At 59.5% G+C, this 15,068-nt stretch carries 14 protein-coding genes; 2 read left to right on the forward strand and 12 right to left on the reverse strand.

Annotation, left to right across the window (positions count from 1 at the left end; translation table 11 throughout):
* Positions 1–70 precede the first annotated feature (70 nt).
* The 6 genes from SCL_RS06495 to SCL_RS06520 all read right to left on the reverse strand — a co-directional run bounded on the left by SCL_RS06495 (position 71) and on the right by SCL_RS06520 (position 8,811).
* Entirely contained in the window at positions 71–784 is a 714-nt protein-coding gene (locus SCL_RS06495; protein ID WP_096360463.1) for an FHA domain-containing protein, read from the reverse strand.
* A 61-nt stretch (positions 785–845) separates the two neighbouring features.
* Positions 846–1,643 (reverse strand): Stp1/IreP family PP2C-type Ser/Thr phosphatase, encoded by a 798-nt coding sequence (locus SCL_RS06500; protein ID WP_096361878.1) that lies wholly within the window; start codon positions 1,641–1,643, stop codon positions 846–848.
* 289 nt (positions 1,644–1,932) lie between these two features.
* Positions 1,933–3,072 (reverse strand): succinyl-diaminopimelate desuccinylase, encoded by a 1,140-nt coding sequence (gene dapE / locus SCL_RS06505; protein ID WP_096360464.1) that lies wholly within the window; start codon positions 3,070–3,072, stop codon positions 1,933–1,935.
* A gap of 51 nt (positions 3,073–3,123) precedes the next feature.
* The gene (gene dapD / locus SCL_RS06510) at positions 3,124–3,945 is read right to left on the reverse strand and encodes a 2,3,4,5-tetrahydropyridine-2,6-dicarboxylate N-succinyltransferase (RefSeq protein ID WP_096360465.1); all 822 of its coding nucleotides are present in this window, start codon (positions 3,943–3,945) and stop codon (positions 3,124–3,126) included.
* Positions 3,946–4,121: 176 nt separating this feature from the next.
* On the reverse strand, positions 4,122–5,330 hold the full coding sequence (dapC, locus tag SCL_RS06515; protein ID WP_096360466.1) for a succinyldiaminopimelate transaminase: 1,209 nt from the start codon (positions 5,328–5,330) through the stop codon (positions 4,122–4,124).
* Between the two features lie 127 nt (positions 5,331–5,457).
* Positions 5,458–8,811, reverse strand: a complete 3,354-nt coding sequence (locus SCL_RS06520) for a bifunctional diguanylate cyclase/phosphodiesterase (RefSeq protein WP_096360467.1) — start codon at positions 8,809–8,811, stop codon at positions 5,458–5,460.
* A 241-nt stretch (positions 8,812–9,052) separates the two neighbouring features.
* Here SCL_RS06520 and SCL_RS06525 point away from each other — a divergent pair, with 241 nt between their 5' ends.
* Entirely contained in the window at positions 9,053–9,937 is an 885-nt protein-coding gene (locus SCL_RS06525; protein ID WP_096360468.1) for a DMT family transporter, read from the forward strand.
* A 560-nt stretch (positions 9,938–10,497) separates the two neighbouring features.
* Here SCL_RS06525 and SCL_RS06530 read toward each other — a convergent pair.
* From SCL_RS06530 to SCL_RS06545, 4 genes are all read right to left on the reverse strand, one after another.
* Complete coding sequence (locus SCL_RS06530) at positions 10,498–11,037, reverse strand: hypothetical protein (protein ID WP_096360469.1); 540 nt, start codon at positions 11,035–11,037, stop codon at positions 10,498–10,500.
* A 121-nt stretch (positions 11,038–11,158) separates the two neighbouring features.
* Positions 11,159–12,046: a hypothetical protein gene (locus SCL_RS06535; protein WP_148665014.1), complete on the reverse strand. Its 888-nt coding sequence runs from the start codon at positions 12,044–12,046 to the stop codon at positions 11,159–11,161.
* Between the two features lie 146 nt (positions 12,047–12,192).
* Entirely contained in the window at positions 12,193–12,555 is a 363-nt protein-coding gene (locus SCL_RS06540) for a TfoX/Sxy family protein (RefSeq protein WP_096360471.1), read from the reverse strand.
* A gap of 32 nt (positions 12,556–12,587) precedes the next feature.
* Complete coding sequence (locus tag SCL_RS06545) at positions 12,588–13,391, reverse strand: class I SAM-dependent methyltransferase (protein ID WP_172425949.1); 804 nt, start codon at positions 13,389–13,391, stop codon at positions 12,588–12,590.
* A 384-nt stretch (positions 13,392–13,775) separates the two neighbouring features.
* Between SCL_RS06545 and SCL_RS06555 the strand changes: the two genes are divergently transcribed.
* Positions 13,776–14,180 carry a DoxX family protein gene (locus tag SCL_RS06555; RefSeq protein WP_096360474.1) on the forward strand — a complete coding sequence of 135 codons (405 nt, stop codon included), beginning with the start codon at positions 13,776–13,778 and terminating at the stop codon, positions 14,178–14,180.
* A 70-nt stretch (positions 14,181–14,250) separates the two neighbouring features.
* On the opposite strand, the gene SCL_RS06560 is transcribed toward SCL_RS06555, so the two are convergent.
* Both SCL_RS06560 and SCL_RS06565 read right to left on the reverse strand, forming a co-directional pair.
* Positions 14,251–14,721, reverse strand: coding sequence for a hypothetical protein (locus SCL_RS06560; protein ID WP_096360475.1), 471 nt, complete (start codon positions 14,719–14,721; stop codon positions 14,251–14,253).
* A gap of 64 nt (positions 14,722–14,785) precedes the next feature.
* Positions 14,786–15,013, reverse strand: a complete 228-nt coding sequence (locus tag SCL_RS06565; RefSeq protein ID WP_096360476.1) for a sulfurtransferase TusA family protein — start codon at positions 15,011–15,013, stop codon at positions 14,786–14,788.
* Between the last annotated feature and the right edge of the window lie 55 nt (positions 15,014–15,068).

Here is a 15,068-nt window from a genome sequence, read left to right on the forward strand (position 1 = left end):
GAGCACAGAGTTTATTGCACAGATATTTTAACTCTCTGTGTACTCTGTGATCTCTGTGGCTTAAATAATATTACTTCAAATAAAACTGCAAACGCGTGCCGGCGACCTCGATCACGTCGCCGTTCTTCAGTTTGCTGCCCTCGTGCGGAATCGGCCGGCCGTTCAGCTTCGGGGTCTCGTCGGCGCCCGGCGCCAGCATGAAGCCCTCGGTGATTTGCATGATGGCGCCGGCGCGCTTGCCGGCGCTGCCAAGGTTGGTGATCTTCTTGGTCAGATCGATGCGCTTGCCGCTGTTCACTCCGCTCAGGACAAAAATCGCCCCGACGCGTTCGACCCTGGCCGCCGTTTCCTTCGGTTTGGTCTCCAGGGTAATGGCCGCGCGGTCGGGGGCCGGCGCCGGTGCTGGTGCGGCGGGCTTGGGTTCCACCGTGCGCGACGGGCTGATGATGACGGTCTTGGCGAATTCATTCGGTGTGGCGCCGACAGCGGAGCGGGTCGACTCGGTCAGATAGATCAGCGAGTGCTTGCCGATGACGACCGTGTCGCCGTTCTTCAGGTGATGCTTGGTGATCTTCTTGTTGTTGATGAAGGTGCCGTTGGTGCTGCCCAGATCCTGGATGAAGGAATCGTCGCCCACGGTGAAGACGTTGGCGTGCTCGCCGCTCACGGACAGATTGTCGATCTGGATCTCGCAGCCCGGCTTGCGGCCGATTTTCATGTCGCCCTGTTTCAATTCGACGTGATCCACCACGTCGTTGTTGAACTTGATGATGATCTTGGCCATATTCGTATCCCAATCCCGTTTCAATAATCAGCTATATTCGTGACGGTTGCCGCGGCAAGTCTCAATCCTGGTCCCGCAGTTTCCGCAGCGTCTCCGGGTTGCGCACGAAACCGCGTCGCGTGCGCACCAGAATGACCGATATGTTGTCCGGACCGCCGCGCGCGTTGGCAGTATCCACCATCTGCCGCGCGGTGGATTCGAGATTGCGCCCAAGCTCGGTGAGCATCATCTCGAGGTCGCCATCGGCGAGGACGTCGTTCAGACCGTCGGAGCAGAGCAGGTAGACGTCGTCGTCGTATACATCGTGCTCGGCTACGTCGGCCTCCACGTCGGGATCGATTCCGAGCGCGCGCGTGACCAGGTTCTTGCTGATCGACTGGCGCGCCTCTTCCGCCGTCACCAGGCCGCGGCTGATCAGTTCCTGCACCACCGAGTGATCCTCCGTGACCTGTTCCAGTATGGTGTCGCGGAAGCGGTACAGGCGTGAATCGCCGACGTGGCCGACGCACAGCTTGTCGCCGTAGAACAGGGCGACCACCACGGTCGAACCCATGCCGGCGTATTCCGGATTTTCGCGTGCGCACTCGAATATCGCCCGGTTGGCGCGCAGGATGGCATCGCGCACCACGGCAACCTCGATGCTGCCATTGCCGTCCGTTTCTGTCTCGGCCAGGGTATCGACGATATGTCGCCGGATGGTGTCGACCGCCAGCCGGCTGGCCACCTCGCCGGCGCGATGGCCACCCATGCCGTCCGCCACCACGACCAGCCCGGCCTCGGGCGCCATGGCGATGTTGTCCTCGTTCTGCTCGCGCATCCGGCCGGCATCGGTCAGGCCGCTGATCAGGAACTCGCTCATGCGCCCGCCGGTCCCGGGCATGCCCGTGTCGGGCCCGGGGGAAACAGGGCAGGCTTGCCGCATCCGGGCGGGCGGGTGATCCTGGCGGGGATGCCAACGGTGTAGTGCTTCACGCGGGTTCCAGTTTTTCCTGTGTGCCGTTTCCGCATTCGTACGGCATCGTGTTGTACCAAAGTATAGGTTCTTCTTCCTTGTCTCTGGTGCCAATGAGACCCATTCAACGGCCTGAATTTTATCCAGAATACAGGCTAATTATAGTAAGTATTTATATGATTTTTATAATAAAAGTTTAAGCCGTTCTCACGAGCAGATTTTCCAGGATACGGCGGTATACCCGCGCCAGCCGGCCCAGGTCCTCGACCGCGATACATTCGTCGATCTGGTGGATGGTGCGATTGAGCGGACCGAGCTCGACCACTTCGGTCCCGGTGGGGGCGATAAAGCGGCCGTCCGAGGTGCCGCCGCTGGTGGAGGCCTCGGTCTCGATGCCGAGTTCGTCCTTGACGGCCCGGCGCACGGACTCGATCAGGGCCGTGCCGCGGGTCAGGAACGGGTGGCCGGACAGGATCCACTGGAGCTGATGTTCCACCCCGTGGCGCCCGAGGATCTCCTCCACGCGCCGGCGCAGCTCGGCGTCGGTCACGGCGGTGGAGAAGCGGAAATTGAACACCACCTCGAGCCGGCCGGGGATGACGTTCTCGGCCCCGGTCCCGCCGTGGATATTCGAAACCTGGAAGCTGGTCGGCGGAAAATCCGCGTTGCCCTGGTCCCATACGGTCGCGGCCAGTTCTGCCAGCGCCGGGGCCAGCTTGTGGATGGGGTTATTGGCCAGATGCGGATAGGCCACGTGCCCCTGCTTGCCATGCACGAACAGGCGGCCGGTGAGGGAGCCACGCCGGCCGATCTTGATGGTGTCGCCCAGGGTTTTGACGCAGGAAGGCTCGCCGACGATGCAGTGGTCGATCCTGATGCCCTGTTTGCCAAGCCACTCCATGACCTTTACGGTGCCGTGTACCGCCGGGCCTTCCTCGTCCGAGGTGATCAGCAGCCCGATGGCGCCCTGGTGCTGCGGGTGTTTGGCCAGAAAATCCTCGATCGCCGTGACGAACGCCGCCAGCGAGGACTTCATGTCGGCCGCGCCGCGGCCATACAGGTGGCCGTCGCGCACCTCGGGCTGGTAGGGGTCGCTCTTCCATGCGTCGCGCGGGCCGGAGGGGACAACATCGGTATGCCCGGCGAACACCACCAGCGGCTTGGCGCTGCCGCGCACCGCCCACAGGTTCTCGACGTCGCCGAAGGGCAGGCGCTCGCACCGGAAACCGAGCGGCGCCAGGCGCTTGATCATGATTTCCTGACAGCCTTCGTCGCGCGGCGTCTGTGAAGGGCGCTCGATCAGCTGCTTCGCTAGTTCTAGCGTCTTATCAGGCATTTTTAATAATTATCTGATAAAAATAGGAAAAGTTTATCGAAATCGCGACGCTCAGATGTCGCGCAATAACTCATTAATGCCGACCTTGGAGCGGGTCTTTTCGTCCACCTGCTTCACGATCACGGCGCAGTAGAGGCTGTACTTGCCATCGGACGAGGGCAGGTTGCCCGAGACCACCACGGCGCCCTTGGGCACCCGGCCGTAGCTGACCTCGCCAGTCAGGCGGTTGTAGATCTTGGTGCTCTTGCCGATGTACACCCCCATGGAGATCACCGCACCTTCCTCGACGATTACCCCCTCGACGATCTCGGAGCGGGCGCCGATGAAGCAGTTGTCCTCAATAATCGTGGGCGCGGCCTGCACCGGTTCCAGCACGCCGCCGATGCCGACGCCGCCGGAGAGGTGTACGTTCCTGCCGATCTGGGCGCAGGAACCGACCGTGGCCCAGGTATCCACCATGGAGCCTTCGTCCACGTAGCCGCCGATGTTCACATAAGAAGGCATGAGCACCACCGAGGGCGCGATATAGGCGCCCTTGCGGATAGCCGCCGGCGGCACCACGCGAAAGCCGCCCTCGCGGAAGGCCTTGGAGTTGTAATCGCCGAACTTGGACGGCACCTTGTCCCAGTAATTGGTGTAGCCGCCCTTGATGAACTGGTTGTCCTCGATGCGGAAATAGAGCAACACCGCCTTTTTCAGCCATTCGTTCACGACCCACTGGCCGTTCTTTTTCTCGGCCACGCGCGCCTTGCCGCTGTCCAGCAGGTTAATCGCCTCGTGCACGGCGTCCTTGACCAGCGTATCGACGTTGCGCGGGGTGATATTCGCGCGCCGCTCGAAGGCCTCGTTGATGATGGACTGTATGTCACTCATGATGGTTTCCTTAACAGTATTTCGCAATTCATCAAATGTAGGGTGCGCTGAGCGTTAGCGAAGCGCACCGAATGAGGCCGCACGGTGCGCAACGCTTCGCTTTTGTGCACCCTACAAAATCTCGTTAAATCCAGTAAATCCTGAAAAATCCCGTTAATTCTGTGAAATTAAAATAGTTAACCCAGCGATTCTACATAATTTCGGATGCGCTGTGCGGCCTCGGTGCACTCGGCCAGCGGCGCCACCAGCGCCAGGCGCACGCGGTTCCGGCCCGGGTTTACGCCCTCGAACTCGCGCGACAGGTAGGTTCCCGGAAGCACCAGCACGTTTTCGCGCGCATACAGCTCGCGCGCGAAGGTTTCGTCATCCTTGGGCAGTTTCGGCCACAGGTAAAAGCCGGCCTCGGGTTTGTCCACGTCCAGCGCCGGTTTGAGGATTTTCAGCACCGCGTCGAACTTGGCGCGGTACTGGTCGCGGTTGGCGCGCACATGCGCCTCGTCGTTCCAGGCCGCGGCGCTGGCCGCCTGCGTCGGCGGCGGCAGGGCGCAGCCGTGATAGGTGCGGTACTGGTGATACTGCTCCATCACCGCGCCATCGCCGGCGACGAAACCGGAACGCAGCCCCGGCAGGCTGGAGCGCTTCGACAGGCTGTGGAACGCCAGGCAATGTTTGTAATCCTGGATGCCGAGCTCGTCCGCCACCTGCAACAGCCCGAGCGGCGGTTTGTCTTCGTCGAAATAGATTTCGGAATAGCACTCGTCCGAGGCGATCAGGAAATCGTGCTTGTGCGCCAGCCCGATGAGGCGCGCGAAATCGTCGCGCCGCAGCACCGCGCCGGTCGGGTTGCCGGGGGAGCAGATGTACACCAGCGGCACCTTGGTCCAGATTTCATCCGGCACGTCGGTGAAGTCGGTGCGAAAGCCGTTGTCCTCCGAGGCGTTCAGGAAATACGGCCGCGCCCCGGCCAGCAGCGTCGCACCTTCGTATATTTGATAAAACGGATTCGGCATGACCACGGACGGGCGCTGCGAGTTCACGCGCCGGTCGATCACGGCCTGGGCGATCGAGAACAGCGCCTCGCGCGTGCCGGCGACCGGCAGCACATGCCGTTCCGGGTCGAGGGCGATCTTGTTCAGCTGAAACCGGCGCGTGGCCCACTTGGCGATGGACTGACGCAGCTCGGCCGAGCCTTTGGTTACCGGGTAGTGCGACAGCCCGACGAGACGGGATGTGAGGGCTTCCAAAACGAAAGCGGGCGCGGCATGTTGCGGCTCGCCGAGGGACAGCCGTATCGGTTTCTTGTCCGCGGGCGGGGTGATGCCTTGGAGGAGCTGGGCGAGCCGCTGGAACGGGTAGGGCTGCAGGCTCGCGAGTCGGGAATTCATCGCGAAAATTATACGGTAAGCCTGCCGCGTCGGCCAATCGAACCGCGGGTATCAGTCCGGTCGAAGTCTGCTCATCCGTGCCGGCATGGTGGCGACCGGGATCCGTTGCGCTCCGCGGCGCCCGGCCTCACATCGCCCTTGCCGTTTTTGCCTTCCATCTGGATTTTGATAACCAGTCATTGAACGCGCTCACAGGCAGCGGGCGACTGATGTAATAGCCCTGCGCCTGGTCGCAGCCGAGCAGCTTGAGTGACGTATAGTTGGTTTTGTCCTCGACGCCTTCAGCGGTGACACTGAGACCGAGACTATGCCCGAGCTCCACGGTGCCGCGCACAATGGCGCCATTTTTCGGGTCACGCATGTCGATGATGAACGATTTGTCGATCTTCAGATGCCTGACAGGCAACTGTCGCAGGTACGCCAGCGATGAGTAGCCGATGCCAAAGTCGTCGATCGCGAGCTGGACGCCGAGTTTGTGCACCGCCTCGAGTTCGCGCATGGCGTTCACCGGGTCCAGCATGATGGTGCTCTCCGTGACTTCGAGAATCAGGCGTTCGGGCGCAAAAGCGGTTTGCTGCAGCAGCTCCCTGACCGAGGAAACCAGAAACATTTCATGCAGGCTGCGCGTCGAGATATTCACGGCTATTTCGAGCATCAGTCCCTGCGCTTCCCAGTGTTTTCCCTGAAACATCGCGGTACGCAGTACCCACAGCGTCAGTTCGTCGATCAGGCCGGTTTTTTCCGCGGCGGGAATGAATTCGTCGGGAGGGATCAATCCGCGCTTCGGGTGCTGCCAGCGCACCAGGGCCTCGACACCGACCAGCGAACGTTTGCGAAAATCGATGCGCGGCTGATAGTGCAGCTGCAGCTGGTCGGTCGCGATGGCCAGCCGCAGCTCCGCCATGAGACTGAGCCGCTGGGGGTCATAAACGTCAATGGCAGGATCGTAGATCGTGTACGCTTCATGTTTCGTCTTGGAGGCGTTCAGCGCCACGTCGGCATGTTGATATAAGGTGCTGGTGTCGCTGCCGTGTTCGGGGTAAAGGGCGATGCCGATGGCCGGGCGCACTTCGAGCGGTATGCCGGCGATGGTGACCACCGGTTTCAGCGCCTCGAGCATTTTGCGCACCACCAGCTCGATGTCGTCACGCCGGGCCAGACGCGGCAGGAGCACGGCGAATTCATCGCCCGTCAGGCGCGCGATGATGTCCGATTCCCAGAGAGCATGGCGCAGCCGGGACGCTACTTCCACCAGGAACCGGTCGCCATTCTCGTGCCCGAGTGTGTCATTGATGTCACGGAAATCCTTGATGTTGATCAGCAACAAGCCCAACGTCTGTTGTTTTGCCTGCGCATTCAGGATGGCTTCTTTCAGGCGCTGGAGCAGGGACGCACGGTTGGGCAGGTCAGTCAGGGAATCGACGTAGGCCAGCCGTTGAATCGTCTGTTCGGTGCGCTTGCGATCGGTAATGTCCTGTACCACACCAGCGAGATTGACCGGGCGGCCCAGGTCGTCAAAAGTGACATCGGCGCGTTCCGTCACCCAGCGTTCGGTACCGTCCGGGCGCCGGATGCGATGATCCAGGGTGTACGGTTTATGGGCCGCAATCGACTGTTGCACGGCTTGTTGAATCGCCGCCCGGTCGTCGGGATGAGTCGCGGCGAAAAACGTATCGTTGTCGATCGCGGTTCCCTCCTCGATGCCGAATATCCTGTATGTCTCGCTCGACCACCACAGGCGCTTGTCCGGGCCGAGGCTCGATACCCAGCTGCCGATGCCGCCGATTTCCTGCGCCTGCGTGAGGAACGACTGGCTGCGGAGCAGGGCCTGATCGGCGCGTATTCTGTCGGTAATGTTGCGTGAGACGGTGGAGGCTCCGCGAATCGCGCCGGTCGCGTCGCGAATCGGAGAAATGGTGAGCGCAACGAAGATCCGCTGGCCGTCCTTGCGGACGCGCTCGGTTTCAAGACGGTGAATCTCCACGCCGCTCCGGATAGACTCCAGAATCCTCGACATGTCGTCGAGGCGGTCCGGGGGCGTGAGAACCGAGATCGGACGGCCGATCATTTCACTGGCGGTGTAACCGTATATTTTTTCCGCGCCGTAGTTCCAGGACAGAACGACGCCATCCAGGGTCTTGCCGACGACCGCGTCGCCCGTGGACTCCACCAGGGTCGCGAGCCAGCGGCTCGATTCCTCGGCCTCTTTTCGCCTGGTGACGTCACGCATCACGCCGGTGAACAGGCGCAGGTTTCCCTGCGAGGATTCGCCGAAGGAAACCTCGAGAGGGATTTCGTGTCCGTCCTTGTGCCGGCCGAGCAGTTCAACGCCATCCCACGCGACGTGCTTCTGTCCGGTGAGGACATAATGCTCAAACGACGTCTGGTGTCTGGAGCGCAGCCGTTCCGGCATCAGCATGGCCAGGTTCTGGCCGATCATTTCGGAAACGCGGTAACCAAACAGTTTCACGGCCGCTGCGTTGATGTAGAGGATCTCGCTGCGCTCGTTGATGGTGATGACGACGTCGCGCGCGGTTTCGACCACGCTGTTGTATTTGCGCTCACTGTAAGCCAGCTCCTGTTCCGTGCGCCGGCGTTCCGCGACCACGGCCGCCAGGCTCAGGAAGGTTATCGCCACGATGCTCATGCAACCCTGCAGCAACAGCAGCGCCTCGTTCGCCGGATAGCCGGAAAACGGTCCGCTGCCCGCGAACGTGCTGGCGATGGCGATGCCGGACAGAATCAGGATCGCGGTCGCGGTTTCGGGTGAACCGACGCGGAAGGCAAACCAGACCACCACCGGCAGCGCCAGCAGATAAACCGGGTAGCTCCGGATGTCGGACAGGGACAAGTCGCTGAAAACGATCACGCCGACGACCAGCAACGACAGCAACAACAAGGCGGCTTCCAGAACCCGCGTCCGGTCCCGGTCGCGAATGTAGTTGGCCCAGAGAATAAGCACCGGCGCGACGATCAGGGCGCCGGTGGCGTCACCCAGCCACCAGGTCAGCCAGACGTGCGGGACATTGGATGGCAGTGCGAGTCCGTTCAGGAGCAGGCTGGCCACGCCGATGGTGGCGCTGATGGCCGTGCTGGCCATGCCGGCCAGCACGATGAACCGGAAAATATCCCGCGCACGCTCGAACACGTGCCGGCCGTTGGCGTAACGGTTGACCAAGTATGCCCCGGCGAGGGCTTCGAGCGCATTGCCGCCCGCGATCATGAGCGATGCCGGGATCGAGCCGGAGGTGGTGAGGTTGACCAGAAACGCGCCCGCCAGAATTGCCGGCCAGGCGCGGTAACCGAGGATCAGCAGCGCGGCAATCGCGATTCCCGTCGGCGGCCACACCGCCGTGGCGCTGGGATTCACGATCGCCAGCGCCAGCCCCAGCTTGCCCGCCGCGAAATAGAGCAGGGTGAGCAGCGCCAGCGCCGCTATTTTTTTCAACGATTCTTTGGCCGATCCGGCATCTCGTGACACGGGTATTTCTCCCTACGCCATTTTTATTGCCGCGCACACCGCTTTGGATGGATAACGGGGTCGGGACCGCGATGAATTTTCAACTACATGGTATTTAAGTGTAGGCCACCTTGGCCCGGCAGGAGGTGATGGGAACGCTATTATGCTATTTAATGTAGGGGGAAAGGCAGGGCCTGTTTAAGCGAATTTATTACATGGAGGCCGGTTCGTTGAAAAAAAAGAAACATAGGGGGAGCCCCTGATGTCCTCCAGCGACACGCGGCGTTTTTATCCGGTAGCGGCCCTGCTGACCGGCGCCAGCATGTGGGGCGTGATCTGGTACCCCATGCGCCTGCTCGAAGGCGGCGGCCTCGGCGGCATCTGGCTCACGCTCACGCTCTACGGCGCGGCGTTCGCCGTGACCCTGCCGTTCACGCTCAAATCGCTTCCGGAATTCACCCGCTACCCCGGCTGGCTCGCCTTGCTCATGGTGACCGCCGGCTGGACCAACATCGCCTTCGTCGAGGCAGTGCTGGAAGGCAACATCCTGCGCGTGTTGCTGCTGTTCTATCTCTCGCCGCTGTGGGCCACGCTCATGGCCTGGGCCATCCTGCGCGAGCACATCACGCGCATGGGTTACGCCAGCCTCGCCATCGCCATGGCCGGCGCGCTGCTGATGCTGTGGAATCCGGTCCTCGGCGCGCCCTGGCCGCAGGGCAAGGCCGACTGGATGGCGCTTACCGCGGGCTTCGCCTTCGCGTTGTCCAACACCGTTACACGTCGCCTGCACGACGTGTCTATCGAGGCGAAGGTTTTATCTGTCTGGGCCGGCGTCAGCATCCTGGCGCTGGTCATGATCGCGCTTTTTTCCCTGCCCATGCCGCAGCCGTCGCTCTCAATATTTACCGGCGCGGTGGCGCTTGGCGTGTTTGGCATTTTGCTCATGACATTGCTGGTGCAATACGGCGTGACGCACATGCCGGTGCACCGTTCGGCGGTGCTGGCTTTGATCGAGCTGGTCGCCGGGGCGATCGCGCAGCAGTTGCTGACGGATGAGGTGGTGACGGTGAGGGAGTGGATAGGAGGGGGGTTGATTGTTTTGGGGGCTTATCTGTCGGCGAGGGCTTCATCGCCGAAGGATTATTAGTTTTATTTTTCCACTCAGCCGTTCGCCCTGAGCCTGTCGAAGGGCGAACACTTTGTTGGTTGTCATTCCCGCGAAAGCGGGAATCCAGTCTTTAAATGGTTCGCGCGCTTTGCGCGCGACTCAAAAGCATAATTGCGGTTTCCGCACCGCGGGCGGGTGACTTCTCTTTGCTCGTGCAAAGAGAAGTCACCAAGAGAAAGCACGCCCGGAGCGCGCGACAGCCTCCTCCGTTCCTCGCCCCACCGGGCGCTCGACCAACTCGCCGGGCGCAAACCACGCGCCTCGGGCTCGAACACGGTCTCGCTTAAACGCTCCCGGTGGGACTGCGGTACTCGGCGCGCGCTACGGGGTGGGTTAGCAAAACCTTTGTGACTTCGAATGGATTTGTAGAATTAATTGAGCCTGGCCCCTTTAATTCGACGGCCGCTCGCGACGGTTTTGAAGCATCCGCCGAACGCTACGGGGCGGTTAGCAAAACCTTAATTGAGCCTGGCCCCTTTAATTGGCCCCTTTAATTCGGGCCCCTTTAATTCTATTTGTTGGGCCGGCTGACCGATGCCTCATAAGAGCCCCTTGTGTTCCAGGGCTCTTTCGAGAAACTCGTGGCCTAATGCTAACTGTTCACTTCGCTTTTTCGTAGAAAGGCCGGGGAAGACCTTCTTCGACGTTATAACTGGTTCGGAGTCGTGACCGATTTTTTCTGGATAGAGGGCCAAATACCAGATCTGAAAAGCCTGCATCGAAAATGACAACTGATGACCTAGCTCACCGCACTCCAGGGACGCAACGAACAGCAGATGGTCATTCTCCTCTTCATCAAATGAAAGTGTCGAATCTGGGTCTCGATCGGCGTGTTTCAGATAGTTCTGCGCCGCATTGAGGACCTGTAGGGCATCCTTCTTACTCAGCCCAGAGTCTTCAACCATCTTGGTTCTCCAAGATGATCCTCGATTCTGATTCTCCGCAAGGTCGGCCAAGATGCCGTGGGCTGCTGCGGCAAGTGTACGTACTGCGAGAGGATCCCCGTCCGTAAGTAGCAGGGCGATAGCAACATCAATCTGCCTTACCGCCGCCTCTCGTTTCGTGCATGTGACTTTCATAGGGCCTAACGTTCCGGATGTGCGGCGCCGGCCACAGTAGCATCAGGAAACATGGCGCGTTGTCTCCGGCGTCCGCACGAGCCGGTTGTTTAGGTTCGCATCAAAAGTCTTGCAAAGATTGCTAAAGACTAGATACCAGTCGTCTTTGTATTTCATCATCGCTAACCGATACCCCAAGACGTGGATTTAGAGCCCATTGCTGAGTATGCACAAGAATATTTCTTGCCTCTGAGCTGGACATGAAAGCAAATCGAACAATTGTTCCAATGATCTTGCGATTTCTTCGCGTATACACCTTCTGCCAAATATGGGAGAACTCCTTCATGAATTGATCCATCATCCGATCTACCGAACTCATGAGGGCAGTATCGTTCTCGCTAACGAAAATCTTGTCACCCGCATTGAGAATCTTCGATATATCGAAAGCCACAATTCCGCGATGACCAGAACCTATCTGTCTTTTGAGAATGTCCTCCAGTTGTCTGGAGGCTTTTCGTGCATTGCTTTCGATCTTATTGGTCGTTGTTATTCGTTTGCATTCCACCCATATTTTCTTCCCGTCAATACTGATTCCGGTATCAGACTTAGCATCGAGAATTGTTGTAACGCCTTTGTCGGGACGGTAGGCTCTTGCGGCAACACTAGCTTCGAACAAAAAGTTTCGCGCAGTTGTTGAGTCAGGGGTTTCTTCCACCGCGTTTATCGGGCCATTTACCGCTTTCTGCAATTTTTCTGTGATTGATGTCAGCTGACCATTCGGAACCTCTTTAAGAGCGCTATAAATACTCACAAAGTCGTAGATTTCGTATATTGAACTTACGAAGTCTGGAAATATTTTCTTCCCCTCTTCGGCTGAGGCTGTCTTGTACGTATCTTTCCAATACCCGACGATCTTTTCATAGTGAGAGGTCCTCCCAGGACCAATCTTCACACCTATGTTCTTCATCCACGCAATCGCCGCTGAATATTGCGTATAGATTGCTTCAAATGACTCCGTTGGTATGTTCACGCGAACCTAACTAGAAGTAGACAGCATAGAAACTTCCAGAAACAGTTTCCATATATAGAACCATGTTGCTATATCCGTAAACATGTTTCTGGATTTGGAACCATTTAACGCTTTGAAATCCGGAATTAAAGGGCTAGGCTCAGATTTCAGCGGCGCCGCTTTTTGGGTGATTGTTTGCGGCGCTTGGCGTTTAACGCCGTGCCGATGGCCTGTGTGGCCCAGGCTTGCATGGCCTCTGGTTCCTCGAAGACCTCAGGCGGGGCTTCGTAGTATTGCAGGGTCTGGGTCTTGCCGCGGGCGACATAGGTGAAGGGCGCCAGGCTCAGTTTGGTGAATGTCTCGCGCGTAACGGCATCGGCTTTGAAATACAGTTGGTCATCGACGATGATGGCGAACATGATCTCGCCCCGATAAATCCCGTGGCCGCCGAACATGGCGCGCGCCCGGACGTTGCCGAGCGGCGCCAGCAGTTCGACGACGAATTCAACAAATTCGCTTTGCCGGGCCATGGCAAGGGGCTGGCCACGGTTGCCAGATTTCTTTACTTGGTGCCGACGGCGACGTGAGTAATGCCATGAAGATAAACGCGCCCGGGCTTTGAGCTGCGCGCCTCAGCTTCCTGAGCGATTTCCTTCTTGACGCGTTCTTGCGTTTCCGCCGGCAGCTGTGCATACAGGCTCGCCACGGGTCCCGCGAGTTCGCGTATGAAGACGTCGTATTCGGCGCCGGTCGGGAAATCGGCCATTGGGATTTGCACCTGTTCGATCGCCACGTCGCGGAAACCCGCTTCGGCAAAAATGCTGCGCAGCCGGTCGGGGTTGGCGAGCGCGAAGATGCCGGGCGCGCCCGGAGGCGGGGTGGGAACATCCATGTGTCGCTTGAGCACGCCGAGTGGCACCGTGACGAAGGGGTTATTCGCCGCCTCGGTCCAGACGCTGATCACCGCTTTTCCGCCTGGCTTGAGGGCGGTATAGGCGCAATGCATGCACTTGCCCGGATCGGGCATGAACATGAGGCCCCAGCGCATGGTCACGGCGTCGAACGAGTTTTTCATCGCGTCGATGACTTCGCCGTCGACACAACGGAACTCGATGTTTGAGAGTGCGCGTGCCTGTGCTTTTGAGCGCGCGTAGCCGATCATCTCCTCGACAAAGTCGGTGGCGAGCACCGCGCCCCCGGGACCGACCCGCTCGGCGATGGTCAGCGCCGGTTCGCCCGCGCCGCAGGCGATGTCGAGCACGCGCGAGCCCTCGCGAATGGCCGCCAGCGCGATCATGCGATCGGTTACCGGCTGTGCCCAGGTGCGCATTTGCGGATCGTACTTGCCCCAACCCGGGGCGACCATGGTCCAACTCTTATGCTGATTCTTTTTAGCCTCTACCATGTCCATATTCAGTCTCCTCTTGTCCAGGTTCGAATTATTCTGTCATCTCCGCTACAAGCGGTTTCAATCATATCCTTCCCGGTTGTGCGACCGCTACCCGGGTGATGCCGGCGTGCCGGGAGCTGGCGCTTCCTGCGTTTTTCACGCAAGATCATGATCTCAACCACCAAGGAGCACGACAATGAGCAAGGGTATGGACAGTAAAAAGCAGACCAAGAAGGAACCGGCCAAGACCATGAAGGAAAAACGTGCGGCGAAGCGGGCCAAGAAGGCGGCGCGGGGTAGCATGGGTTAGGGTTTTGGGGGCCGATATCAACCGTCTTTCAACCAAAAGGGACTTTGAAAATGAATACGGCATTTCTCAATTCGTGGCAGTCGCGCGTGCTGGCGGTCCTGCGCATTGTCACGGCGTATCTGTTTATGGCGCACGGCACTGCCAAGCTGTTCGGCATGCCACACGTAGCGATGTTTGACGGCTTGCAGCTGATGTCGCTGGTGGGGCTCGCCGGAGTGCTGGAGGTCGGCGGCGGGGCGCTGCTGCTGATCGGGCTGTTCACGCGGCCGGTGGCTTTCGTCCTGTGCGGATTCATGGCCGTGGCGTATTTCATGGCGCATGCGAACCAGGGGAATGCGCTGCTGCCGATGCTGAACGGGGGCGAGCTCGCGGTGCTCTACTGCTTCGTGTTCCTGTATTTCGTCTTTGCGGGCGCCGGGGCCTGGAGCGTGGACGCGGCCCGGAGACGGCGGTAAGCGTCATCCAACACAAAAGCCGCCCGGTGGGCGGCTTTTGTTTATTTGCACTTGGTCTTAAATAACGCGATCAGTTTGGTTTCTTGGGCACACCCAGGACGCTTTCCATTTTCTTCGGATCGACGTGCTTGCCAAGCTGGGCGACATAACCGGCAACGCCAGGATCGGAGAACAGCCCCCGTCCGGCGACCTGGCCGAGCACCTGGAATGCCGCTTCGATTGTGCCCGGGCCTTCATATTTCACCGCCTGCTGGGTCTGCGCCTTGCAGGATTCGGTGAGCAGTCTTTCAAACAGCTTGGCGATTTTCACGTTCAGCTCGTTGCGCTGCGAATCGGAAATGGAGCTGATCGATTTGACGGCGGGGTGCAGGGACGCGGCGGCGAATATCCACTTCACGAGAAAATTCTTGTCGGCCTCGCTGGTCGAGGTGACGAGGCATTTGGCCATTTCATCGGAGTACGGGCCGGCGAACACGGATGGCGAGGCCAGCAGGGCCAGCGAAAACGCGGCGCCGATGGTAGCGACCTTGATGTGTTTCATCGGAAACTCCTTTTCAACGTATCAGGATGGAAATGAGGTGGTCGGTGACGCAGTCCGGAGATATTTATGCCCGCTTCAGCAGGAACTCGAAATCGCCCTCGGGGGTCTTTTTCGACTCAAGCAGGGTGTCACCCGAGCTTTTCACGTAGGCCTTGAAGTCCGGCACGGTTCCCGGGTCCGTGGCGAGCACATGCAGCGTCTGGCCGCTGGCCATGGACTGCATTTTTTTCTTGATGCGCATGACAGGCACCGGGCAATTCAGTCCACGCAAGTCCAGTTCATGGTCAGCCATGGTTGTTTCTCCCGTTCACAAAATTAAAATATGGACCGCTTGTACATTCGAGCAA

The organism is Sulfuricaulis limicola, assembly GCF_002355735.1.
In the GTDB taxonomy this organism is placed as follows: Bacteria; Pseudomonadota; Gammaproteobacteria; order Acidiferrobacterales; family Sulfurifustaceae; genus Sulfuricaulis; species Sulfuricaulis limicola.

Coding starts and splice junctions, on each gene's coding strand:
- SCL_RS06560 (WP_096360475.1), bottom strand. CDS start 14,721: ATGAAACACATCAAGGTCGCTACCATCGGCGCCGCGTTTTCGCTGGCC.
- dapE (WP_096360464.1), bottom strand. CDS start 3,072: ATGCCTGATAAGACGCTAGAACTAGCGAAGCAGCTGATCGAGCGCCCT.
- SCL_RS06545 (WP_172425949.1), bottom strand. CDS start 13,391: ATGGTCGCCCCGGGTTGGGGCAAGTACGATCCGCAAATGCGCACCTGG.
- dapD (WP_096360465.1), bottom strand. CDS start 3,945: ATGAGTGACATACAGTCCATCATCAACGAGGCCTTCGAGCGGCGCGCG.
- dapC (WP_096360466.1), bottom strand. CDS start 5,330: ATGAATTCCCGACTCGCGAGCCTGCAGCCCTACCCGTTCCAGCGGCTC.
- SCL_RS06555 (WP_096360474.1), top strand. CDS start 13,776: ATGAATACGGCATTTCTCAATTCGTGGCAGTCGCGCGTGCTGGCGGTC.
- SCL_RS06565 (WP_096360476.1), bottom strand. CDS start 15,013: ATGGCTGACCATGAACTGGACTTGCGTGGACTGAATTGCCCGGTGCCT.
- SCL_RS06540 (WP_096360471.1), bottom strand. CDS start 12,555: ATGGCCCGGCAAAGCGAATTTGTTGAATTCGTCGTCGAACTGCTGGCG.
- SCL_RS06495 (WP_096360463.1), bottom strand. CDS start 784: ATGGCCAAGATCATCATCAAGTTCAACAACGACGTGGTGGATCACGTC.
- SCL_RS06530 (WP_096360469.1), bottom strand. CDS start 11,037: ATGAAAGTCACATGCACGAAACGAGAGGCGGCGGTAAGGCAGATTGAT.
- SCL_RS06500 (WP_096361878.1), bottom strand. CDS start 1,643: ATGAGCGAGTTCCTGATCAGCGGCCTGACCGATGCCGGCCGGATGCGC.
- SCL_RS06525 (WP_096360468.1), top strand. CDS start 9,053: ATGTCCTCCAGCGACACGCGGCGTTTTTATCCGGTAGCGGCCCTGCTG.